This window comes from Jeotgalicoccus huakuii, from assembly GCF_036665975.1.
Lineage (GTDB): Bacteria > Bacillota > Bacilli > Staphylococcales > Salinicoccaceae > Jeotgalicoccus > Jeotgalicoccus marinus.
Genome location: NZ_JAVIYN010000015.1, coordinates 34,649 through 56,298 on the forward strand (window position 1 = coordinate 34,649; position 21,650 = coordinate 56,298).

The window sequence follows — 21,650 nt, forward strand, 5'->3', positions numbered from 1 at the left end:
TTATGTGATTCTTTCTTTTGCAAGTTCTAATTGCACTCTAACTGCTTCTGTTCCGGTCGAACCATAAGAAATACGACGATTAACTGCTACTTTTGCTGACAAGATTTCATATATATCTTTTTCGATTACTGAAGCTGCTTTTTTATATTCCTCAAACGGTAAATCTTTTAAGTAAATACCCTTGTTAATACATGTAAGTACCAATTTCCCTACAATTTCATGCGCATCCCTAAAAGGAATCTCTTTTTCAACTAAATAGTCAGCGAGTTCGGTTGCATTTGAAAAATCACTAGATACAGCTTCCTCTAGAACATCTTTATTGACTGACATTGTACTTAACATGCCTTCCATTATCTTAAGTGCACCTTTAATGGTCTTTACAGCATCAAAAAGCCCTTCTTTATCTTCTTGCATATCTTTATTATATGTTAGCGGTAAGCCTTTCAAGAGCATCAACATGCTCATTAAATGACCGCTTGTCCGTCCACTTTTACCTCTAATCAATTCAGCCATATCTGGATTTTTCTTTTGAGGCATCATTGAAGAGCCTGTAGTAAATGCATCACTTAAAGAAATGAAATTCGCTTCATCAGTCGACCAAAATATTAGTTCCTCTGATAATCTAGATAAATGAACCATTGTTAATGAAATGTTTGATAGCGTTTCAACAATATAATCACGGTCACTAACTGCATCCATACTGTTGTGATATATATCGTTAAAACCGAGTGCTTTTTGTGTTTGGTGGCGATCGATATCAAATGTTGTCCCACTAATCGCACCTGCACCAAGGGGTGAGATATCAATACGTTTTAAAGCATCTGTAAACCTTGATTTATCTCTTTCTAACATCCAAAAATACACAAGTATGTGGTGAGAAAACAGTATGGGTTGTGCTCTCTGTAGATGTGTATAGCCCGGCATAACGACTTCAATGTTAGACTCTGCTAAGTCAACGATAGTATGCTGCAAGTGCTCGATGTTTGAGATAATATCTATTACCTCTCTTTTTACGTATAAGTGCATATCTGTTGCTATTTGATCATTTCTGCTACGTGCGGTGTGTAGTTTACCACCTATTGGACCAATCTTTTCAATTAGTAGTGCTTCAATATTCATATGAATATCTTCTCTTTCAATTGAAAATGTGATCTGCCCTTTCTGGTATTCTTCAAGGATTTCTCTTAATCCTGACTCAATTTTTTTAAATTCATCTTCTGTTAGAATACCCTTAGTTTTTAGCATATCCCCATGTGCAATACTGCCCTTAATATCTTCTTCGATCAACACTTTATCAAAATGGATGGATGCATTAAAGTCATCCACCCATGATATTGAATCGTTATTAAATCTTCCACCCCATGCTTTTTTAGTCATCCACTGACACTCCTTGATCTAACATTGCTTTTACTTTTGTCGGTAGACCAAAGATTTCTATAAAACCAACTGAAGCAGCTTGGTTAAAAGCATCTTCTTTTGTATAGGTTGCAAGTTTTTCATTGTAGAGACTATTATCCGACTGACGTCCCTTAACAATAACATTACCCTTATAGAGCTCTAAACGGACTTCACCATTCACAGGTGCTTGCATATCTTTTAGCATTGCTCTAAGTGAATCAGACAATGGAGAGAACCATAGTCCGTTGTAGACCTGTTCTGTATATTTTTGTTCAATCACTGGTTTAAAGTGTGCAATATCTTTAGTTAATGTAATCGTTTCAAGATCATGTTTTGCAGTAAGAATCACTTTGGCAGCGGGCGTTTCATAAATTTCTCTAGATTTTATTCCTACAAGTCTATTTTCAACGTGATCAATACGTCCAATGCCGTGCTTGCCTGCAACATCATTTAAATGAAGTATCAACTCATGTAAGTCATATTGTTTACCGTTCAATTTAGTCGGAAGACCAGCTTCAAAAGTAATTAATAATTCTTCAACATCATCCGGTGCATCCATAACATTAACAGTTAAATCATAAGCGTCTTCCGGAGGTGCTGCCCAAGGATTTTCCAATATACCACACTCATTACTACGGCCCCATAGATTTTGGTCAACTGAGTACGGTGAGTCTAAGTCGATTGGAATTGGTATATTATGTGCTTTGGCATATTCAATTTCTTCTTCTCTTGACCATGTCCATTCTCTAACCGGTGCGAGTACCTTAATTGATGGGTCTAAAGATTTAATGGCGACCTCGAATCTCACTTGGTCATTACCTTTGCCTGTACAACCATGAGCAACAAAATCTGCAGAAGTTTCATGTGCGATTTCTACAAGTTTTTTAGAAATTAATGGACGACTGAGTGCTGACACTAGAGGATATTTTTCTTCGTACATAGAATTTCCGTAAATTGTATAGCTAACGAATTCCTCTGCAAATTCTTGTTGAGCATTGACGATATGACATTCACTTGCACCCATTTTTAAGGCTTTGTCATGGATTAATTCAAGGTCCTTACCTTCACCAACATCAAGACAAACAGCAACAACATCAAATCCTTGGTCAATAAACCACTGAATCGTTACGCTAGTATCTAAACCACCTGAATATGCTAAGACTACTTTCTTTTCGGACATATCGATCACTCCATAAGTTTATTTTTATATGATAGTTCATAGCATATCATTATAAACTTACGTAATCAAGTATATTTATACATAATATTAATTAACTTCTTCAGCTAGTATTTTAAGGCCATCATCTTGTATGGGTTTCTCAAGTTTGTCTAATGCTTCTTTCATACTATCGTAGTCCTGAGCTTTTCTATAGGCGATTATTTTATCCTTTGCTGCTAGTTCATTTGAAGGGTCCATCTCATAGCTTTGATCTATCAGGCTTTGTCCCTTTTCAACGTCACCCGATTCTATATACAGTTCTCCAAGAATATAATAAGTAAGTGGTGTTTCCACCTCTTTATTAAATGAATTATTTACAACTTCTAAGGCACGATCATATTCACCGTGTTCATAATACGTCATAGCTTCATCATCCATCGGGTGAATAGAAGTTTGCTGATTCATTGCATAATGACTATATAAAGTGAATAAAATGATAACTATAAGTGCACCCACTGAATATTTTATACCAGTCTTTTTAATATTATAAATTACAGCAAGTAAGGCACCGATTATTAATCCTGCTGCATGTGCAAAGTGATTGATATTTGCTGTAAGCATAGACAGGGCTGATACTACCACGAAAATCACTAGTATCTGGATAATTAACTTAGCCTTTATTTTTCGATTAACTAAGAGATGTACAATAATCACTCCTAGTAATCCATATACTGCCCCACTCGCCCCGAGTGAAATACCTTCAGTAATAAAACCTAAAGAGAACATACTTGCAATCACACCACTAATAATATAGGTGATGAGCAGATGCCAGCCTGAATATATACCTTCAACAAACTTACCTAAAATGAATAGTGCAAAGATATTCATAAGAAAGTGACTAACACCTACATGTAAGAATGAGGATGATAACAGCCTGTAATACTCACCAGATGTGACTTCATAATGACTCACAGCAAGTAAATGCGTTAATTCATTGCTATTAAATAAATGAATAAACACTATATTTATTAGGAAAACTAGCGTATTTAATGTGACTAAAAGTAAGGTCATCGGCGTAAATTTAATCATATACTTCTCGAAAGGATGTCTAGAAGTTAGGCGTTTTTGATAGTATGAATCGTCTTTAGATTTTTTATACTTAATGTCAATCTTATAAAATGGATTGGATATAATCTTCTCTAAGTTATTGATTGCTCTATGATTTACCCTGAGTGTTTTAGATTTAAATTTTCTAGTAAATTTCTTATTGGTTAAGTGATAGACGTTTATGGCCTTAATAGTAAAAGCTGCAAGCTTGTTTAGATGTTCCTGTGAATTAAATATACTGTCTGTCACATCTTCTAATTCTGAGTCAGTCAAATCGACATCCACTAAACAGAGTAAAGTTCTTTTCTTCTGATCCTTTAACCAAATAATTTCTGGATTTGTATCGTGATGGAAGAAATCGTAATTTGTGTATTTAGCTACTTCATAGGCAGCCTGCCATTTATTTCTCATTGGCTCTCACTGACTTTACATCAAATAATGCCTGATCGGTAATGATCGTATCTACAGGAATATCATGATCATCCACTATTGTTTGGCCAATTTGTTCTGAAAAGATAAGGGAAACTGTATCATTCTTAAAAGTGCTTAGGAAGCGATCATAAAAACCACCACCATAGCCAATTCTATAGCCATTAGGACTAAAGATTAAGCCTGGTACAACTAGGAGATCCATATCATTATTAATCGGCTGATTAGGGTCTGGTATTGGAATATTCTTTTCATCACTTTCTACTTCATCTCTAGAGTTTAATTTATGAAAGTTCATAGATTTATCTACGTAATTGCACTTTGGTGCATACACCTCAATATTTTCTTCTAAAAGCTTATCGATTAAAGTCCATGTATCATATTCAATAGACATAGGTAGCACAATACCAACACTTTGATAATTATTTTCTTTTATAAAATCAACAGCGCGTTCTGTAATTTTTCTTGTTGCAGAGAGTTTCTTACTTTCTGGTAGATTTTTTAAAATTGAAATCATTTCTTGACGCAAATCTTTTTTTGTCATAACACTTCTCCTCACACAATATTCTTATTACTAGTTTATATGAATATAGAAAAAACCTCCAGATATCTGGAGGTTGAATATTATTCTCTTGCCCCTTTTTCAAAGGGTGTTCCTGTTTCAGTGTAATAGATATGTTCAGCAATGCTCTTTATATGATCGCCGATACGTTCTAAATACTTAGCTGTTAACTGGATTTGACCGGTTAAGAATGCATCAGACTCTTCAAAGATATCTGAAGTTGTAATCTGAACGAAAACAGCATCTATATCCTTATCACGTTCTATAATTTCACGGATAAGATCCATATCACTTTCTTTAAATGCTGTATAAACATCTTCTAACATGAGTGATGCTAAACGTTCCATCGTCTTAAATCTTAAGAGTGTACGTTCATTAGTAATTTTTATACGTTTTCTAACTTCTGCAATATTACTGATGTTATCCCCTATTCTCTCTAGATCATCAGCAATTTTAATGCATGAAATAATGGTACGTAAATCACTAGCAACAGGTGCTTGAGTGGTAATTAAATTAATTGCATGGGCGTTAATCGCTGATTCTAACTGATTAATCTCTGAGTCAGCTTTTACCAGTTTTCTAGCTTCTTCTATATTATCAGTCACAAGAATTTCTACAGCCGTAGATAATCTATTATGACATGCTTTACCAAGCGTAATGCATTCTTCAATCAGAGAAGTAAGATCTTCATGAAACTTCTCACGATAAACTGTCATCTATTAACCGAATCTACCTGATACGTAATCTTCTGTACGCTTGTCATTAGGGTTTTCAAAGATCACATTAGTATCATCTGATTCAACAACATAACCTTGGTAGAAGAAGGAAGTTCTATCTGACACACGTGCAGCTTGTTGCATATTGTGAGTAACGATAATAATGCTGTAGTCTTTCTTAAGCTCTTGCATTAAGTCTTCAATCTTAGTTGTTGAGATTGGGTCAAGGGCACTTGTAGGCTCATCCATTAGGATAACTTCAGGTTCTACTGCAAGTGTACGAGCGATACAAATTCTTTGTTGTTGACCACCAGATAAGCCATAAGCGTTATCGTTAAGACGGTCTTTAACTTCATCCCAGATAGACGCACTACGTAATGATTTTTCAACGACTTCATCGAGAATAGATTTTTTCTTAATACCGTGAACTCTCGGTCCATATGCAACATTATCATAGATTGATTTAGGGAATGGATTTGGTTTTTGGAATACCATTCCGACTCTTGTTCTTAATTCTTCAACAGACATACCGCTTTTGAAGATATCGTCTCCTCTAAATTCAATGTTACCTTCTGTACGTACAATAGGTACTAGTTCTGTCATACGGTTCATTGATTTAACGAAAGTAGATTTACCACAACCTGATGGGCCGATGATTGCATTGATATCATTTTCGTGGAAAGTTAAGTTGATATCCTGCAAGGCATGGTTGTCACCATACCAAAGGTTGAAGTTTTTCGCTTCGAATACTACTTTTTTGTCTGTTTGAATAATTGAGCTAGATTCAGTTTCCTTATTGTCTACTGTATCTTGTTTGTTAACTTGAACGTTTTTAAGTTCAGCCATATATAAAACTCCTTTAAAAATTAATATCTTTTAGAAAACTTGTTACGGATGAAGATCGCTGCTGAGTTCATCAGTAATAGAACTACTAACATAATAATGATACCTGCAGCTGCGATATACTGAAATTCTTCATTAGGCATTTTAACCCAGCTATATATTTGCATTGGCATAGCTTGGAATGAGTCTAAGAAACTATTCGGTGTGACAAGTAAAGTAGTTGGAACACCAATTACTACTAAAGGTGCTGTCTCACCAAGTGCACGTGATAAGGCTAAGATAATACCAGTGATAATACCAGGTATTGCTGCAGGTAAAATAATCTTAGAAACTGTTTGCCATTTCGTTGCACCCATACCGATTGATGCTTCTCTAACAGATGCTGGGACTGTTCTAATCGCTTCCTGTGAAGCAACAACGATAACAGGAAGAATCATCAGCGCTAAAGTAAGACCCGCTGCTAAAACTGAGTTACCTAGTGCTAAAGCACGAACAAACATCGCTAGACCTAGTAGACCAAATACAACTGATGGTACTCCTGCAAGGTTAGAAATATTAATTTTAATGAATTCAGTAAATTTGTTTTTCGGTGCATATTCTTCTAGATAAAGTGCTGTACCAACTGAAAGCACAATAGCGACAGGAGCTGTGACAACCATTAACCAAAGTGATCCAATAATCGCACCATAGAAACCAGCACTTTCTGCTCTACTTGAGTTAAAGTTTGTTAGGAATTCCATATCTAGACTATCCCAACCATCAGCAACTGTGTCTGCAATTAACATAATGAGGACCATGAGTCCAAACATAGTACAAAGGAAGAATAACCACTTTAAAATTGAGTTTCTGGTTTGTCTACCAGAACGTTTGTTGGCAATGATATCCTTATCAATCAATGTCATTTTAGTATTCCTCCTTGAATCTGTTTGTTAACCATGAAGATATTATGTTCATAATTAATGTCATGACAAACAATGCCATACCTACAGCGAATAAGCTGTAATATAGATTTGTACCGAATGCTGCATCACCAGAAGTAATCTGTACAATAAAACCAGTCATAGTTTGTAATGGTTCTGTTACATCAAAGCTTGCATTTGGAGTTGAACCTGCTGCAATTGAAACAATCATTGTTTCACCAATTGCACGAGAAATTGCCAGTACAAATGATGCAATAATCCCAGAGAAAGCTGCAGGAATAACGACTCTAACCGCTGTTTCTAATCGAGTTGCTCCCATACCTAAAGAACCTTCTCTCATTGAGGCAGGTACAGAGCTCATCGCATCTTCACTTAGACTTGCAATCATAGGGATAATCATAACACCAACAACAAGACCAGCAGATACGGCATTATATAGACCAAAACCATCGTAAATAGATTGAAGGATTGGGTTAACAAAGTTAATAGCGAAGAAACCATAAACTACTGTAGGAATACCTGCCAATACTTCTAGGATTGGTTTAATCAATCGTCTAACCTTATCAGATGCATATTCACTTAAATAAATAGCGGCACCTAGTCCAATTGGAATTGCAACAATTGCTGCAATAACTACAATTTTCATTGTTCCCATTATAAGTGCCCAAATTCCCCACTCACCATCTCCAACGTATGGTTGCCACGTAGTAGATAAGAGAAATTCAGTTATCGGTACTCTTGAAAAGAATTCAAAAGACTGTGAAATTAATGTATATAGAATACCGATTGTAGCCACGATCGATACTAAAGTTATCACTAATAAGATAATTGGAATAATTCTTTCAAACGTATTTGATTTATTTCTTGTGTTCTCTACTACTTGTTCACGAATTTTATTATTACTCATCTGAAACCTCTCTTTACTTTAAAAATGGACGGGGATATAAAAATCATCCCGTCCATTGTTATAAGATTTTATACTTATTGTTCTAAGTTTGGAAGTTTAGAAAGTTCTTCTTCAAGCGCGTCGTCTTCAAGAGGTACATATCCAACTTCTTCTGCAGCTGATTGTGAATTTTTAAGAGTGTATTCCATGAATGTATGGAATGTTTCATTCTCTTCTAAAGCTGAGTTACTAGCGTAAACGTAAAGTGGACGAGATAATGGATAAGAGAAGTCCATTACGTTTTCAAATGATGGTTCAACAGCTTCTTCACTGTCTGGACCAACAATGTTTACAGCTTTAAGCTGATCAGCATTTGCTTGGTAGAAGCTATAACCGAAGAAACCAATTGCATTTTGATCTCCTACTACAGAAGAAACAACCTGGTTAGTGTCTTGGATTAATTGTCCTTGAACACCTTCTTCTTCCATAACTTCTTCATTGAAGAAATCGTGAGTTCCGTGTGATTGGTCAGGACCGTATGCAGTGATAGGTTCTTCAGGGAAGTCTTCACGAACATCAGACCAGTTTTCAGCCTCACCTGAGTAGATTGTTTGTAGTTCTTCAAAAGTTAAATCTTCTACAAAGTCGTTTGCTGGATTGACAGCAACAGTTAATCCATCAGTTGCAACTAAAAATTCAGTGTACTCGATTCCTGCTTCTTCAAGTGCATCGATTTCCTCTTGTTCAATTCCACGTGATGCGTTAGCGAATTGAGCAGAACCGTCGATTAATGCACTGAAACCAGATCCAGTTCCGTTACCACCTAGTTCAACAGCAACACCGTGATCAGCATTGAAGTCTTCAACTAGTAAGTTTAGAATCGGGAATACTGTTGATGAACCTTCACCAGCGATTTGCTCATCATCTTCGTTTACAGAACCTGTAACTTCTGCTGATGATCCACTTTCTGAACTTTCATCTTCAGTTCCTTCTTCAGTACTTTCGTCTTCAGACCCTTCCTCAGTAGTCTCTTCAGAACCAGTATCTTCTTCAGTACTAGTGTCTTCTTCAGAGCCAGAACCAGAACATGCAGCTAAAATGAACATTAAGCTCATTAGTAGCGCAGCAAGAAATAAATTCTTCTTCATCGCCAAAATTCCTCCAATTAAGTATTAATTATTGTTACATACATATTCTAAGGAAGTATTGTAAATCTAAAATAAATGTAGTGTAAAGATTATGTAAATACAAAAATACCCGAATAAATTCGGGTATTAATAGCTGCCATATTCGAGTTCTTGATAAAATTCTGACGCATCGTAATTATGAAGTGGTTCTTCATCTTGACCATAGTAGATCTCGTAGTATTTTTGAACAACATCCTGTCCCATGTATTGGGCAGGGAAGAATGGTACTGTACTTGGCAATGTTGGGAAGATAATTGAGAAGGCCATATCAGGATCATCATATGGTGCATATCCTAGATAAGTTTGGTTCAAGACAGGATCACCATCTCTAAAACTTTCCGCCGTTCCTGTTTTACCAGCGGCCTTAGGTTCCAGTTCGTGATATGCATCCCAACCTGTTCCATACATATCTCTTCTTTGGTCATGTGTATTAAACACATCGTAGAACCCTGCTTGTATTTGGTTTAGTTGTTCATTTGTAATCGGTATCGTATTCAATACGTTAGTGCCATATGAACGGATGACTTGTCCTTTATCATTTGCATTTGAACCTCTGACTTCTTTAGCTAAGTGTTGCTGGACACGTTTGCCATCATTTGCAAATGTAGACATGTACTGAGATAACTGTAGTGCAGTATATGTGTCATATTGGCCAATTGCTAAGTTTAAAAGATTTGTTGCGTTAAGCTGTGGTGCAAGACCCGTCGCTTCATTAGGTAGGTCTATACCTGTTGAAATACCTAGACCAAACTGATTGAGACCATTTCTTAAATCATAGCCTGCTTGATCGATATCTGTAGGTAATGCCATATTCTGTGAATAATCTAGACCTAGTAAACCAAGTGCTACCTTAAACATATAAGTATTGGATGATACCATTAATGCCCTTTGATCATCTACAGGTTCTCTACCATCTGGATTAAAGAATGAAGCTCTCGGTTGGTCACTCGAAATATAGAGTGGTTCATCGATTACGACTTCGCCTACTTCAAAGACATCCTCTTGATAGCCAGTCGCAACTGTTGCCCCTTTAATAGAAGAACCTGGTACATAGGTCGCTGTTAAAGTGCCATAATCGTAATCGACAATATCTCCATCATCATTGATTGTCTTACCGACCATCGCTAAAATATCACCATTATTTGGATCTTGTACGACTAGTTGAACTGTGTCGATGTATTCAGGAATAATCGTATAATCAAGATCCCCTCTTGTTTCATCCATTTCAACAATTTCTTCAGCGAGATCTCGAATTCCAGTTAAGTGGTGTTCTGCAATCTCCTCGAGTTCCTTTTGAAGTTCTATATCGATTGTGAGGTAAAGATCGTCTCCAGCTTTACCCTCTTCTATAGTCTCTTCACCGATTATCCGACCGGATTTATCTGTGGTGTATTTCACTTGAGGTTTCTTGCCGCGTAGTACATCCTCATATTGGAATTCTAAATAAGACTTACCGACCCTATCATTTCTCGAGTAACCAAGTGCCTGATAGTATTCAACGAGCTCTCTAGGTAATCCTTCTTCATTTGTTGATACTTCTCCTAGTATCGTTCTGAGTGAGTCATCATGCGGATACGTTCGTTGCCAATCTAAGCCTGTTGTTATTCCGGTGAGTTGATCTAAGTCTTCATTAATAGAAGCAAATTCTTCTTCTGTCACATCTTCACTTTTTACGATGACAGGATTGAGCTCACTTGCTGATGCCATCTCAACATAGATTGCAATAATATTTAAATCTTCTTCTCTTAGGACTGAATCTGCAAATTCTTCGTCAATCATTTCATAGGCTTCTTCATTGAATTCATTCTGAGAAATGCCACCATTTTCTAGTAAAGTTACCTGTTCTGGCATCACTTGTTCGAGTTCATTGGGATAATTATTTATAATAAAGTCTTGCTTATCTCTAAGTGATAAGCTGCTCGTATCCATCGTTAGGTATGAACTTAACTCTTCAGCTACATCCATAATTTCATAATTAGACATGTTTCTATGCCGCGTGAAATAGATCGCTTGTTCAGCTGAGTTCCCAACGAGTAAGTTGCCGTTCCTATCGTATATTTCTCCTCGTGGTACACTCTGATTGATTTCTACATATTGCGCATTTTCAACTTGTTCTTGATATGTATCACCTAAGACAATTTGTAAGTATCCAAGTCTAATAATGATGACTAGAAATAAACCAAAAATAACTAACATCAAAATATTAATTCTTGCTCGAAGCACTTGTTTATTTATTGCATCTAAGCTTTTTATTTTTGCACGTTTCACACAAATCAAACCCTTTAATAAAGTCCACATCATTTTAACATATTTTTAAGTATATCCGTTAAATAAAAAAAAGACGAGGAAAAATCCTCGTCTTCAAATTATAAAATATTATTTAGCTGCTTGGTAAAGTTCGTTAACTTTGTCCCAGTTAACTACGTTCCAAATTGCACTTAAATATTCAGGGCGTTTGTTTTGATATTTAAGGTAATAAGCATGTTCCCAAACGTCTACACCAAATACAGGTGTTTTACCTTCTGTAAGTGGGTTATCTTGGTTAGGTGTTGTAGCAATTTCTAATGAACCATTGTTTACAACTAGCCAAGCCCAACCTGATCCAAAGCGACCAGCTGCAGCAGCTTCAAATTCTTCTTTAAATTTGTCAACTGAACCAAATGCTGATTCAATTGCATCTTTAAGTTCACCAGTTAATTCTTTTTGTTCTGGAGATAATAATTCCCAGAATAATGAGTGGTTGTAGTGTCCTCCACCGTTGTTACGAACAGCAGTCTTGATGTCTTCTGGTACAGAGTTTAAGTTTTTAACAATTTCTTCGATAGATTTAGACTCAAGATCAGTACCTTTAACTGCATCGTTTAATTTTGTTACATAAGTGTTATGGTGCTTAGAATGGTGAATCTCCATTGTTTCTTTGTCAATTGTTGGTTCTAATGCATCATAAGCATATGGTAATTCTGGTAATTCAAAAGCCATAAATAAAAATCTCCCTTCAAAATTGTTTACATCCTAAATATAGCAATTTGATGTTAGAATAACAATTAGATTGCTTAAATCAAAATAAAATAAGACCTTAGTCCTATTAAATAATATTGAGGATGATAACATGAAATATTTTGAGTTTCTTAAACGTCTATTAATGTTTAAGAAGTACCCACTCTTTAGAACTGTACCCTTCAGGTACTTGCTTTTAAACATACTTTTAGTATCTATTTTAATTTCTTTACCCTACATAAGTTCTATGTTTTCAACTGCTAATACCTTTGGTGAGCTAGATGAAATTCAAAATGAAGTTCCTGACTTTACTATAGAAAATGGGCAGTACAAAGGTGAGGACAAGATAATCAATTTAAACGGTGACTCAGTACTGTTTACTGAACAACTCAGTCAAGATAATGTTGAAGAAATTAATGATGATGTGCTCCTTGGTTTTTTATCCGATGGTTTATATATTTCTGATTTTCAAAATGGAACATTTTCCTATAGTTTAATCGGTGATGTAAATGATAAAGAGAGTTTAGAGAGTTTTATCACGACGCAGATGTCTAGTTTGTATTTCTACATTATTATGTATGTTACAATATATGTCATTGTAATATATTTCTTTGTCTTTACTATAATGTTAATACTATCATTTATACTTAGTGGATTAGCCAAAGTCGGTAATAAAAAGACAGACTATATGAACTGGTTTAAAATCGGCTCATATGCAATCTTAATACCCGCTTTAATTATAGGCATTATCCAAACCAGCACAGGTTTGTTTCTCTGGCAGATATTTATTCTTGCTTTAATTCCTTTCGTGTATTATTATAAAAAGCTACCTGTGAAAAATAAAACACAAAGCTAAGGCGTCAAGGTTACATTCCACAGATTTTTTTATTATAATGAAATTATAAAATGAGTAAAATAGATTAGGGGCTTGTATATGTCTGAAATTACACATCGTACAAAAACTAGAAAAGTTAGAGTTGGCGATCTTACAATCGGCGGTGCCGATGAGATTATTATTCAAAGTATGACAACGACGAAAACACACGACGTTGAAGCAACAGTTGCACAAATCAAAGAACTTGAGGAAGCAGGTTGTCAGGTTGTTCGTGTCGCGTGTCCGAAAGAAGAAGATGCATTAGCGATTGCTGAAATTAAAAAGCAAATCAACATTCCGCTAGTTGTCGATATACATTTTGACTACAAGTTGGCTTTACTTGCCGTCGAGGGCGGTGCGGATAAAATCCGTATTAATCCTGGTAATATTGGACGTAGAGAAAAAGTTGAAGAAGTTGTTAAAGCATGTAAGGCAAAAGGCATTCCAATACGTATTGGCGTCAATGCCGGAAGCTTAGAAAGACACATCATTAAAAAATATGGCTACCCTACTGCTGATGGTATGGTTGAAAGTGCCTTACATCACATTCAAATTCTAGAAGAATTAGACTTCCATGATATTATCGTTTCAATGAAAGCTTCTGATGTTAACTTAGCAATTGAAGCATATGAGAAAGCATCAAAAGCATTTGACTACCCATTACACATTGGTATCACTGAAAGTGGTACATTGTTTGCTGGTACAGTCAAGAGTGCCGCAGGTTTAGGTACAATTATTTCTAAAGGTATCGGAAATACAATGCGTATTTCATTATCTGCAGATCCAGTTGAAGAAGTAAAAGTTTGTAAGGAATTGCTAAAAACATTTGGTCTTGCATCAAATGCTGCAACACTTATTGCATGTCCGACATGTGGACGTATTGAAATTGATTTAATTTCAATTGCCAATGAAATGGAAGAGTACATCTCTACAGTAAAAGCACCACTTAAAGTTGCTGTACTTGGATGTGCTGTAAATGGTCCAGGTGAAGCACGTGAAGCTGATATCGGAATCGCAGGTGCACGTGGTGAGGGACTACTGTTCATGCATGGTAAAACTGTTAGAAAAGTTCCTGAAGAAACAATGGTAGATGAACTCAAGAAAGAGATTGACATCTTAGCTGAAGAATACCATGAGAAAAAGCGTTTAGAAAAAGAAGAATTAAAGAGTAACTCATAAAGAATGGTGGAGATCGAATATTGATCTCCACCATTTTTGTTTACTATATTCTATGAATTCTCAAAACTAGGCACATTTCTCACATAAGCCATACAATTCAACTTTATGACTGTTGATAGTCAGACCACCTAATTCTTTTTGCCATTCGCCAACAGGACAATAGTTAATTACTTTAGTTTCACCACATTTTTCACATATAAAGTGATGGTGATGATGATCTGTACAAGAAATTTTGTACTGCATCTCGCCAGAGAATGTTGTTTGTTCGAGTACATTAATATCATTTAAGGTATGAAGATTTCTATAGATTGTATCGTAACTAATACCTGGATATTCTTCATTCATGATTTCCTGAATTTCTTTAGCGGATAAATATCTCTCATCCTCTATAAAAATTTCAATCATTCTCAGTCGTTTCTTAGTGACTTTAAAATTTGCCTCTTGTAACATCGCTTTATAATCATTGAGTTCTTTGTGCATTTTTAACAACTCCTACACGGTTTAATAATAAGGTAATTAGCAGGATTAAAATAGATACAAGTACTATTGTGCCTCCTGGTGAAATATCTAAATGATAACCTAAAAATAAACCTACAATTACTGAAATTTCGCCAAAGACAATACTGACAATCATCAACTGCTTGAAACTTGAAGTTATTCTCATGGCACTTGCAACTGGTAAGGTCATCATGGCACTTACAAGTAAGATACCAACAATTCTCATCGATGCACTGATGACAAGTGCGACGAGTACAATAAATATAATATGAATATATTTGCTTAGTTTCATCACGCCAGCGTACTCTTCATCAAAGGAAATAAAGAACATCTCCTTATACAGTAAGAAGACAAAAGCTAAAACAATAACGCCAATAATACTGATTAGAATTAAGTCATTAAAGCTTACTGCACTAATGCTACCAAACAAGTAGCCAAATAAATCTTGATTAAAGCCATTTGCTAAAGATAAAAATAAGACACTTAGAGCAATACCAAGACTCATAATAATCGGAATGGCAATCTCTGAATAATGTTTATATAAACCTCTTAGCTTTTCTATTCCTAGAGCACCAATGACAGAAAAGATTACGCCTGAAATCACTGGATTGATGATGATATTAAAAATCGATGAGATATACACACCGAATGCAATACCCCCTAGAGCAACGTGACTCAGGGCATCCGCAATCAATGATAATCGTCTTACAACAATGAAAGTACCTAATAGTGGTGCAATTAATCCAACTATGAGTCCACTAACAAATGAATATCTCATAAAATCATAATTTAAAATTGCTTCTATCACTTACAGCACTCCCTTTGATGATTATGTGAAACCAACTGAAGTGGAAAACCGTAAATTTTCGATAGCTCTGCTTCACCTAGGTTTTTAAATTCTTCATTAGTACCATGAAAATGTAAGTGCTCATTCAAACATGCCACTCGGTCTGCATTATCTACTACGACCCCAATATCATGAGTAACAAGTAGTATCGTCACATTCTCACGTTTTAATTTAAGTAAGACATTATAGAAATCTTTTACATGTTGACTATCAATACCTTCAGTAGGTTCATCCATAATTAGAACCGAAGGCTTATTGACTAGTGCCCTTGCAATAAATACACGCTGTGTTTGTCCACCAGATAAGTTAGATACATTTTGATTTTTTAAGTTCTTAATATCCAGTAACTCCAACACTTCATCTAACCGTTCATAATCTTTTTTAGAAAATCTTTTAAATAATCCACGTTCTTTAGTTAAACCACTTAAGACAACTTCCTTAACCGTCGCTGGAAATCCCTTAGCATTCGCTGCTGCTTTTTGAGATACATAACCGATCTCTTGCCAGGCATTGAATGACTTCCTCTGATTGCCATTAATTAAAATTTCACCTTCTTGTAATTTATACACCCCAAGAATCAATTTTAATAAGGTAGATTTACCTGAGCCGTTTGGTCCGACTATAGCTAGAAATTCACCTTTGTTAATGGCAAAGGAAATGTGCTTTAAAGCAGGTGTCGCTTCCAATTTATCTTTATATTGAAAACTGACATTTTTAAGTTCAAATACTGGTGTTACCATATCTACACTCCTTTATCTACCTTGGTTATTATAATGGAATGGTTACGATTTGTAAATAGGAATGATTACGAAAAAACTGTACTTGGTCATAAATTGACTAAGTACAGTTTTAGATTCTTAATTATTTTATTCTAATTCTGAAATCGCTGGATTGATTTTAGTAAGAAGATTTGGATCAAATTCTCCACTTCTAATCATATCAATCTCATGTTTATATGGTGCTAAGCGATTTGACTTATCTGGACCAACAAATGGTGTTTCTAAGATTTTAGGAATATCTTTGAACTCAGGGTGATTGATAATGTAAGTTAATGCATCAAAACCTAGATATCCAAATCCAAAGTTCTCATGTCTATCTTTATGGGCACCAACATCATTTTTAGAATCATTCATGTGTAAGACTTTAATTCGATCGATACCAATGATTTTATCAAACTCATTTAAGACTCCATCGAAGTCATTCTTAATATCATAACCAGCATCGTGGACGTGACATGTATCAAAAGTAACACTCAGTCTTTCATTGTTTGTGACACCGTCAATAATCTGTGCCAGTTCTTCAAATGAGCGTCCGATTTCGGTGCCTTTCCCTGCCATGGTTTCTAAAGCAATTTGTACATTATTCTTATTTGTTAAGACTTCATTTAGTCCTTCAATAATTTTCTTAACTCCGGCTTCACTACCTGCACCGACATGTGATCCTGGATGTAGGACAATCTGACTAGCTCCCAGTGCTTCAGTTCTTACTATCTCTTCTTGGAGAAAATCCACACCTAGATTAAACACATTCTCTTTTTCTATATTAGCGATGTTAATAATATAAGGTGCGTGAACGACAAAATCACTAATACCAAGTTCTGTCATCTTTTGATGCCCTTTTTCAATGTTTAAATCTTCGATTTTTTTACGTCTCGTATTTTGTGGTGCACCAGTATAGATCATGAAAGTATTCGCGCCATAAGATGCTGCTGTTTCTACAGATTCTTCAAGCATCTTTTTACCACTCATTGATACGTGTGATCCGAGTAACATAGTTATCCACCCCTACTTATTTTCTCTTTGTTTACGTTTCTTTTCATTTCTTGATTTAGCCTTAGCGTAACGACGTCTTTCTTGACGTTCTAACTCTTCTTTTTGGTACTTAATTTTTTTCTTATAACCTGGTTTTACTTTTTTAGGACTACGTACTTTATAGTTCTGTGTCTTATTCGTTTTAGAACGGTTGGTTCTAGACTTTCTAGTTGTACGGTCCTTGATTTCTTTAAGTTCCCCACCGCGAATATCTTCATGATTAAAAACATAACCCTTACTTTCTAACTCATTGATTGCGTGTGCTTCTGACGGTTCATACAAGGTGATTGCTACACCTGAATATGTCCCACGACCCACACGACCCGAACGATGCGTAAAGAATTCTATCTGTTTAGGAATATCATAATTGATGACATGTGAGGCACCATCAAAGTCTAAACCTCGTGCAGCTAAATCACTTGCTACAACCCAGTGGTACTTCAAGCCTTCTATATTTTTGATTTCCTGGCTTCTTTCACGTGGCTTTAAGCCTCCGTGGAAAATGCCAACGTTGATGCCTTCTTCTTTTAAGTAAGCATATAATTCGTCTGCACGTTCACGGGAATTGGCAAAAATGAGTCCAATATAAGGCGTAATCGTACGTGTTAACTCCAAGGTCTTTTCAAATTTAGAACGACCTTTTACTGGCACTAAACTATAATGTATTGATGCCTTATTTTTAGGTGTATCAATAACGATAATTTCAGTTTCTCCGATGTACTTCTCAAGGAAATGTTTTAAAGGTTCTGGAATCGTAGCTGAGAAAACTAAAAACTGACTCTGGTGAGAAATGCGCTTAGAAATATAATCCACATCATCCATAAATCCTAAATCTACCATAAGATCTGCTTCATCGATTACGATCGTTTTAGCATAATGAATATCTAAAGCTTGATTATCGATTAAATCTCTAATACGTCTTGGCGTGCCAATTACTATCTGCGGTTCTTGACTCGCTCTTTCTTCATCACGCTTTAAATCTGTTCCGCCTATAAATGCACGAACAGTCACACCATCAAAATTTTCAACTACTTTTTTTGCCATATTTTCTAATTGTTTGGCTAATTCTCTAGTTGGTGCTAAAATAATCGTTTGTGTAGATTTCTTTTCATGGTCTATACCTTGAATCAAAGGTAAGAGGAAAGCGTGACTTTTACCACTACCTGTCGCTGACTGTGCAACAACATTATTTCCTTTCATCACTCTAGGGATAACGCGTTCTTGTACTAATGTTGGATGGGTAAAGCCGATTTTCTCTATTGCACTTAGCATTGTGTCATCAAATTCAAATCTTTTAAATGCTTTGGACATATTTGTCACCTGTTCCTTTCAAACTCTACATAATTATAACTAAAATTCACTAATTACGCTATACAATTACAATAGTTGACTTGATGATTTGAAAGTGAATCAAAATCAAGTATAATCATTATTAAGGAGGAGTTTCATTTATGGATATTATTAAAATTTCACCGCGTGGGTATTGTTATGGTGTCGTTGATGCAATGGTCATTGCAAGAAACGCATCCTTAGACAAAACTCTACCGCGTCCTATATATATTCTCGGTATGATCGTACACAATAAACATGTAACGGATGCTTTTGAAGAAGAAGGTATCATTACATTAGATGGCCCAAACCGTTTAGAAATCTTAGAACAAATTGACCATGGTACAGTAATATTTACTGCACATGGGGTATCACCACAAGTTAAAGAAAGAGCCAAAGAAAAAGGTCTAGTATGCATAGATGCGACATGTCCAGACGTAGAATTCACACATGATTTAATTAGAGAAAAAACAAAAGATGATTATCATGTGATTTATATTGGTAAGAGAAATCACCCAGAACCTGAAGGTGCTGTCGGCGTTGCACCTGGACAAGTACACCTGATTGAAACACCTGAAGATGTTGGAAATTTACCAGATTTCCTTTCTGATAAAAAACTCATTGTAACTAACCAAACAACAATGAGTCAGTGGGATGTCAGCCACTTAATGGACGACCTTAAAACACGTTACCCACACATCGAAGTGCATAAAGAAATTTGTCTTGCAACACAAGTAAGACAAGAAGCAGTTGCTGAACAAGCAGGAGAAGCTGACTTACTTATTGTAGTCGGAGATCCTAAGAGTAATAACTCAAACCGTCTCGCTCAAGTGTCTAAGGAAATTGCACATACTAATGCATACCGCATTAGTTCCTTAAATGAATTGGACAATTCTTGGTTAGAAGGTGTTGAAAAAGTTGCAATTACTGCCGGTGCTTCGACACCTACACCGATTGTTAAAGAGGTTATTGATTACATTAAGAACTATAACATCGAAGAGCAAAAAACACCTGAGTCAGTTGTACCGATGAGAAAAATCTTACCAAAAATTAAAAATCCTACTCCAGTTAAAATTATGGAATAGTGAAATACGAAAGCGCTTGGGACAAAGATCCCAAGCGCTTTTACTTTGTTATTCAAATGGATTAGTATTCACGGTTGATGCATAGACTGTGACATCACTATACTTTTCTATTAATGATTGTAAACCATCAACCATCACTACTTCTAAATAGTGTCCAGCATCTATAATATTCCATCCGGCTAGTTTTGCATCATATGCTTCATGATACTTAACGTCACCTGTAATTAAAACATCCACGTCTTTTTTAAATACATCATTTACATAGGACATACCGGACCCACCGATAATTGCGACCTTGTTTATTGGGTTATCATTTGCTTTAACTAGGTTAACAATCTTTCTATCCATTACGGTTTCTAGTCTGTTTACTAAATCATCAAGAGATTCCCCAAATTGAAAACTCACACCAAGTCCTTCATTCTTATTCATATCAATAGTAATAATATCAAAAGCTGGAGTTTCAAATGGATGGTACTTATAGATTGCAGCAACGACTGCTTCAGTATCTTTAGCATCAAATATACATTCTAAGACAAATTCTTCAACATGTTCTAACTCATCACTTTTACCTAGCGTTGGATTTGCATTTTCACTAGGTTTAAATTGACCTTGAACCTCATATTCAAAACTCACTTCGGAATATTCACCCATCTTACCTACAGGTGCATATTTAAGCATATTTTCCTTGAACTGCTCTTTTTCTTCACTTGTAATATTAATTCTTAGCTTTTTAAAGTGACCCGCTAGTGGCAGTAACACTTCCGTGTCTTCAAAACCAAGTTTACTTACTATCATGTGACTTACACCATTTGTCTGATGATCAAGATTCGTATGCATGGCTATTAGATTAATATCATGTTTAATTAATTTTCTAATAATCTTCCCAATTCCCGATTCAGTTATAGCTGATAATTTTGAAAAGATGAGTGGGTGGTGGGCAACAATAACATTCGCACCAAAGTCGATTGCTTCATCGACAGTGGATGCGTGACAATCGAGTGTGGTCAAAACCCCCGTCACCTCGTTATTCATATCTCCGACAAGTAAGCCTGTATTATCCCAAGGTTCACTATCATTAAAGGGGGCTATTGTATCAAGAACTTTAAATAAATCTTTAACTGTGGTCATGATCAATCACCTCATTTAAAACTTGTAACTCTTTTTTAAGCTCAGTAATTTTATTTATATTTTTTTCTGTTTCTTTAATACCAAGAAGAATTTTTTCAATATGTTGTTTTTCACGTTTTAAATCATCGATAAATAAATCCGTTCTTCTCACTAAGTTTAAAGGTCCAAATTTCAGTTCTCTTTCACTATAAGCTGGCTTATCCGGACTATAATCAAAAACAATAACATCGTAAAAATGTGGGCCATCTTTATATTGTCGTTCATCACTTACACAGTAGTTGAGTCTAGCCATGACTTGTCTCACCTTATAAGGGTAAGTATTTGCCTGAGCGATAATTCTTGGATTTCCTGATACGTTTTTAAAGCCACTTTCAATAATAGATGCTATTAGTGGTCCGCCCATTCCGCATATTGTAATCGTATCGACTTGATCCGTTTCATTTAAAATTTTCAAACCATCACCAAAGCGAACTTCAATCTTATCATCCATGTTTTTTTCTTTCACATTTTTTACTGATGAGTCAAAGGGTCCCTCTACAACTTCTCCACAAATTGCAGATTGACACAAACCATTTTCAATCGCATAAATCGGAAGATATGCATGGTCTGAACCAATATCAACCAAAGTATTACCAATAATATAATCTGATACTAATCTCAATCGTTCTTTTAACATAAATTCGCTCCTGTACAGA

The 21,650-nt window shown here is 35.5% G+C and carries 21 protein-coding genes; 3 read left to right on the forward strand and 18 right to left on the reverse strand.

The features are described 5' to 3' along the window. The 11 genes from argH to V6E76_RS08720 form a co-directional block, all read right to left on the reverse strand. On the reverse strand, positions 1-1,377 hold the full coding sequence (argH, locus tag V6E76_RS08670; RefSeq protein ID WP_247352118.1) for an argininosuccinate lyase: 1,377 nt from the start codon (positions 1,375-1,377) through the stop codon (positions 1-3). Beyond that, positions 1,370-2,578 carry an argininosuccinate synthase gene (locus V6E76_RS08675; RefSeq protein ID WP_247352116.1) on the reverse strand — a complete coding sequence of 403 codons (1,209 nt, stop codon included), beginning with the start codon at positions 2,576-2,578 and terminating at the stop codon, positions 1,370-1,372. The genes argH and V6E76_RS08675 overlap by 8 nt, the downstream gene beginning before the upstream one ends. A gap of 87 nt (positions 2,579-2,665) precedes the next feature. Continuing rightward, positions 2,666-4,075, reverse strand: a complete 1,410-nt coding sequence (locus tag V6E76_RS08680) for a rhomboid family intramembrane serine protease (RefSeq protein WP_247352113.1) — start codon at positions 4,073-4,075, stop codon at positions 2,666-2,668. Further along, a complete protein-coding gene (locus V6E76_RS08685; RefSeq protein WP_247352111.1) occupies positions 4,065-4,637 on the reverse strand; it encodes a 5-formyltetrahydrofolate cyclo-ligase in 573 nt (190 codons plus the stop codon). The genes V6E76_RS08680 and V6E76_RS08685 overlap by 11 nt, the downstream gene beginning before the upstream one ends. An 80-nt stretch (positions 4,638-4,717) precedes the next feature. Next, positions 4,718-5,371, reverse strand: a complete 654-nt coding sequence (phoU, locus tag V6E76_RS08690; RefSeq protein ID WP_247352109.1) for a phosphate signaling complex protein PhoU — start codon at positions 5,369-5,371, stop codon at positions 4,718-4,720. A gap of 3 nt (positions 5,372-5,374) precedes the next feature. Then, complete coding sequence (pstB, locus tag V6E76_RS08695; protein WP_026866401.1) at positions 5,375-6,217, reverse strand: phosphate ABC transporter ATP-binding protein PstB; 843 nt, start codon at positions 6,215-6,217, stop codon at positions 5,375-5,377. A 20-nt stretch (positions 6,218-6,237) separates the two neighbouring features. Beyond that, positions 6,238-7,116: a phosphate ABC transporter permease PstA gene (gene pstA / locus V6E76_RS08700; protein WP_026866402.1), complete on the reverse strand. Its 879-nt coding sequence runs from the start codon at positions 7,114-7,116 to the stop codon at positions 6,238-6,240. A gap of 1 nt (position 7,117) precedes the next feature. Next, on the reverse strand, positions 7,118-8,041 hold the full coding sequence (gene pstC, locus V6E76_RS08705) for a phosphate ABC transporter permease subunit PstC (RefSeq protein ID WP_026866403.1): 924 nt from the start codon (positions 8,039-8,041) through the stop codon (positions 7,118-7,120). A gap of 74 nt (positions 8,042-8,115) precedes the next feature. Continuing rightward, positions 8,116-9,168 carry a phosphate ABC transporter substrate-binding protein PstS family protein gene (locus tag V6E76_RS08710; protein WP_247352107.1) on the reverse strand — a complete coding sequence of 351 codons (1,053 nt, stop codon included), beginning with the start codon at positions 9,166-9,168 and terminating at the stop codon, positions 8,116-8,118. A gap of 126 nt (positions 9,169-9,294) precedes the next feature. After that, positions 9,295-11,475 (reverse strand): peptidoglycan D,D-transpeptidase FtsI family protein, encoded by a 2,181-nt coding sequence (locus tag V6E76_RS08715; RefSeq protein ID WP_247352104.1) that lies wholly within the window; start codon positions 11,473-11,475, stop codon positions 9,295-9,297. A gap of 108 nt (positions 11,476-11,583) precedes the next feature. Then, entirely contained in the window at positions 11,584-12,186 is a 603-nt protein-coding gene (locus V6E76_RS08720; RefSeq protein WP_247352102.1) for a superoxide dismutase, read from the reverse strand. Positions 12,187-12,316: 130 nt separating this feature from the next. On the opposite strand from V6E76_RS08720, the gene V6E76_RS08725 reads away from it, so the two are divergent. Together V6E76_RS08725 and ispG are read left to right on the forward strand one after the other, a co-directional pair. Beyond that, positions 12,317-13,060 carry a DUF1189 family protein gene (locus V6E76_RS08725; RefSeq protein ID WP_247352100.1) on the forward strand — a complete coding sequence of 248 codons (744 nt, stop codon included), beginning with the start codon at positions 12,317-12,319 and terminating at the stop codon, positions 13,058-13,060. A 78-nt stretch (positions 13,061-13,138) separates the two neighbouring features. Then, entirely contained in the window at positions 13,139-14,257 is a 1,119-nt protein-coding gene (gene ispG / locus V6E76_RS08730; RefSeq protein ID WP_247352098.1) for a flavodoxin-dependent (E)-4-hydroxy-3-methylbut-2-enyl-diphosphate synthase, read from the forward strand. 66 nt (positions 14,258-14,323) lie between these two features. On the opposite strand, the gene V6E76_RS08735 is transcribed toward ispG, so the two are convergent. The 5 genes from V6E76_RS08735 to V6E76_RS08755 all read right to left on the reverse strand — a co-directional run bounded on the left by V6E76_RS08735 (position 14,324) and on the right by V6E76_RS08755 (position 18,724). After that, positions 14,324-14,737, reverse strand: coding sequence for a Fur family transcriptional regulator (locus V6E76_RS08735; protein ID WP_247352096.1), 414 nt, complete (start codon positions 14,735-14,737; stop codon positions 14,324-14,326). Beyond that, a complete protein-coding gene (locus tag V6E76_RS08740) occupies positions 14,718-15,563 on the reverse strand; it encodes a metal ABC transporter permease (RefSeq protein ID WP_247352094.1) in 846 nt (281 codons plus the stop codon). The genes V6E76_RS08735 and V6E76_RS08740 overlap by 20 nt, the downstream gene beginning before the upstream one ends. Then, positions 15,560-16,342: a metal ABC transporter ATP-binding protein gene (locus V6E76_RS08745; RefSeq protein ID WP_247352091.1), complete on the reverse strand. Its 783-nt coding sequence runs from the start codon at positions 16,340-16,342 to the stop codon at positions 15,560-15,562. Before V6E76_RS08745 ends, V6E76_RS08740 begins: the two co-directional genes overlap by 4 nt. Positions 16,343-16,468: 126 nt before the next feature. Next, the gene (locus V6E76_RS08750; protein ID WP_247352089.1) at positions 16,469-17,374 is read right to left on the reverse strand and encodes a deoxyribonuclease IV; all 906 of its coding nucleotides are present in this window, start codon (positions 17,372-17,374) and stop codon (positions 16,469-16,471) included. Between the two features lie 12 nt (positions 17,375-17,386). Further along, positions 17,387-18,724, reverse strand: a complete 1,338-nt coding sequence (locus V6E76_RS08755) for a DEAD/DEAH box helicase (RefSeq protein ID WP_247352087.1) — start codon at positions 18,722-18,724, stop codon at positions 17,387-17,389. A 140-nt stretch (positions 18,725-18,864) separates the two neighbouring features. On the opposite strand from V6E76_RS08755, the gene V6E76_RS08760 reads away from it, so the two are divergent. Beyond that, on the forward strand, positions 18,865-19,827 hold the full coding sequence (locus V6E76_RS08760; protein WP_026866414.1) for a 4-hydroxy-3-methylbut-2-enyl diphosphate reductase: 963 nt from the start codon (positions 18,865-18,867) through the stop codon (positions 19,825-19,827). A 48-nt stretch (positions 19,828-19,875) separates the two neighbouring features. Here the strand turns inward: V6E76_RS08760 and V6E76_RS08765 are convergent, their stop codons facing one another. Then, positions 19,876-20,955, reverse strand: a complete 1,080-nt coding sequence (locus V6E76_RS08765; protein ID WP_247352085.1) for a Nif3-like dinuclear metal center hexameric protein — start codon at positions 20,953-20,955, stop codon at positions 19,876-19,878. After that, on the reverse strand, positions 20,942-21,631 hold the full coding sequence (locus V6E76_RS08770; RefSeq protein WP_247352083.1) for a tRNA (adenine(22)-N(1))-methyltransferase TrmK: 690 nt from the start codon (positions 21,629-21,631) through the stop codon (positions 20,942-20,944). Before V6E76_RS08770 ends, V6E76_RS08765 begins: the two co-directional genes overlap by 14 nt. Between the last annotated feature and the right edge of the window lie 19 nt (positions 21,632-21,650).

What these genes read in the sequence shown, in the direction of transcription:
- argH (WP_247352118.1), bottom strand. Translation starts at nt 1,377, where the DNA reads ATGACTAAAAAAGCATGGGGTGGAAGATTTAATAACGATTCAATATCA.
- V6E76_RS08675 (WP_247352116.1), bottom strand. Translation starts at nt 2,578, where the DNA reads ATGTCCGAAAAGAAAGTAGTCTTAGCATATTCAGGTGGTTTAGATACT.
- V6E76_RS08680 (WP_247352113.1), bottom strand. Translation starts at nt 4,075, where the DNA reads ATGAGAAATAAATGGCAGGCTGCCTATGAAGTAGCTAAATACACAAAT.
- V6E76_RS08685 (WP_247352111.1), bottom strand. Translation starts at nt 4,637, where the DNA reads ATGACAAAAAAAGATTTGCGTCAAGAAATGATTTCAATTTTAAAAAAT.
- phoU (WP_247352109.1), bottom strand. Translation starts at nt 5,371, where the DNA reads ATGACAGTTTATCGTGAGAAGTTTCATGAAGATCTTACTTCTCTGATT.
- pstB (WP_026866401.1), bottom strand. Translation starts at nt 6,217, where the DNA reads ATGGCTGAACTTAAAAACGTTCAAGTTAACAAACAAGATACAGTAGAC.
- pstA (WP_026866402.1), bottom strand. Translation starts at nt 7,116, where the DNA reads ATGACATTGATTGATAAGGATATCATTGCCAACAAACGTTCTGGTAGA.
- pstC (WP_026866403.1), bottom strand. Translation starts at nt 8,041, where the DNA reads ATGAGTAATAATAAAATTCGTGAACAAGTAGTAGAGAACACAAGAAAT.
- V6E76_RS08710 (WP_247352107.1), bottom strand. Translation starts at nt 9,168, where the DNA reads ATGAAGAAGAATTTATTTCTTGCTGCGCTACTAATGAGCTTAATGTTC.
- V6E76_RS08720 (WP_247352102.1), bottom strand. Translation starts at nt 12,186, where the DNA reads ATGGCTTTTGAATTACCAGAATTACCATATGCTTATGATGCATTAGAA.
- V6E76_RS08725 (WP_247352100.1), top strand. Translation starts at nt 12,317, where the DNA reads ATGAAATATTTTGAGTTTCTTAAACGTCTATTAATGTTTAAGAAGTAC.
- ispG (WP_247352098.1), top strand. Translation starts at nt 13,139, where the DNA reads ATGTCTGAAATTACACATCGTACAAAAACTAGAAAAGTTAGAGTTGGC.
- V6E76_RS08735 (WP_247352096.1), bottom strand. Translation starts at nt 14,737, where the DNA reads ATGCACAAAGAACTCAATGATTATAAAGCGATGTTACAAGAGGCAAAT.
- V6E76_RS08745 (WP_247352091.1), bottom strand. Translation starts at nt 16,342, where the DNA reads ATGGTAACACCAGTATTTGAACTTAAAAATGTCAGTTTTCAATATAAA.
- V6E76_RS08750 (WP_247352089.1), bottom strand. Translation starts at nt 17,374, where the DNA reads ATGTTACTCGGATCACACGTATCAATGAGTGGTAAAAAGATGCTTGAA.
- V6E76_RS08755 (WP_247352087.1), bottom strand. Translation starts at nt 18,724, where the DNA reads ATGTCCAAAGCATTTAAAAGATTTGAATTTGATGACACAATGCTAAGT.
- V6E76_RS08760 (WP_026866414.1), top strand. Translation starts at nt 18,865, where the DNA reads ATGGATATTATTAAAATTTCACCGCGTGGGTATTGTTATGGTGTCGTT.
- V6E76_RS08765 (WP_247352085.1), bottom strand. Translation starts at nt 20,955, where the DNA reads ATGACCACAGTTAAAGATTTATTTAAAGTTCTTGATACAATAGCCCCC.
- V6E76_RS08770 (WP_247352083.1), bottom strand. Translation starts at nt 21,631, where the DNA reads ATGTTAAAAGAACGATTGAGATTAGTATCAGATTATATTATTGGTAAT.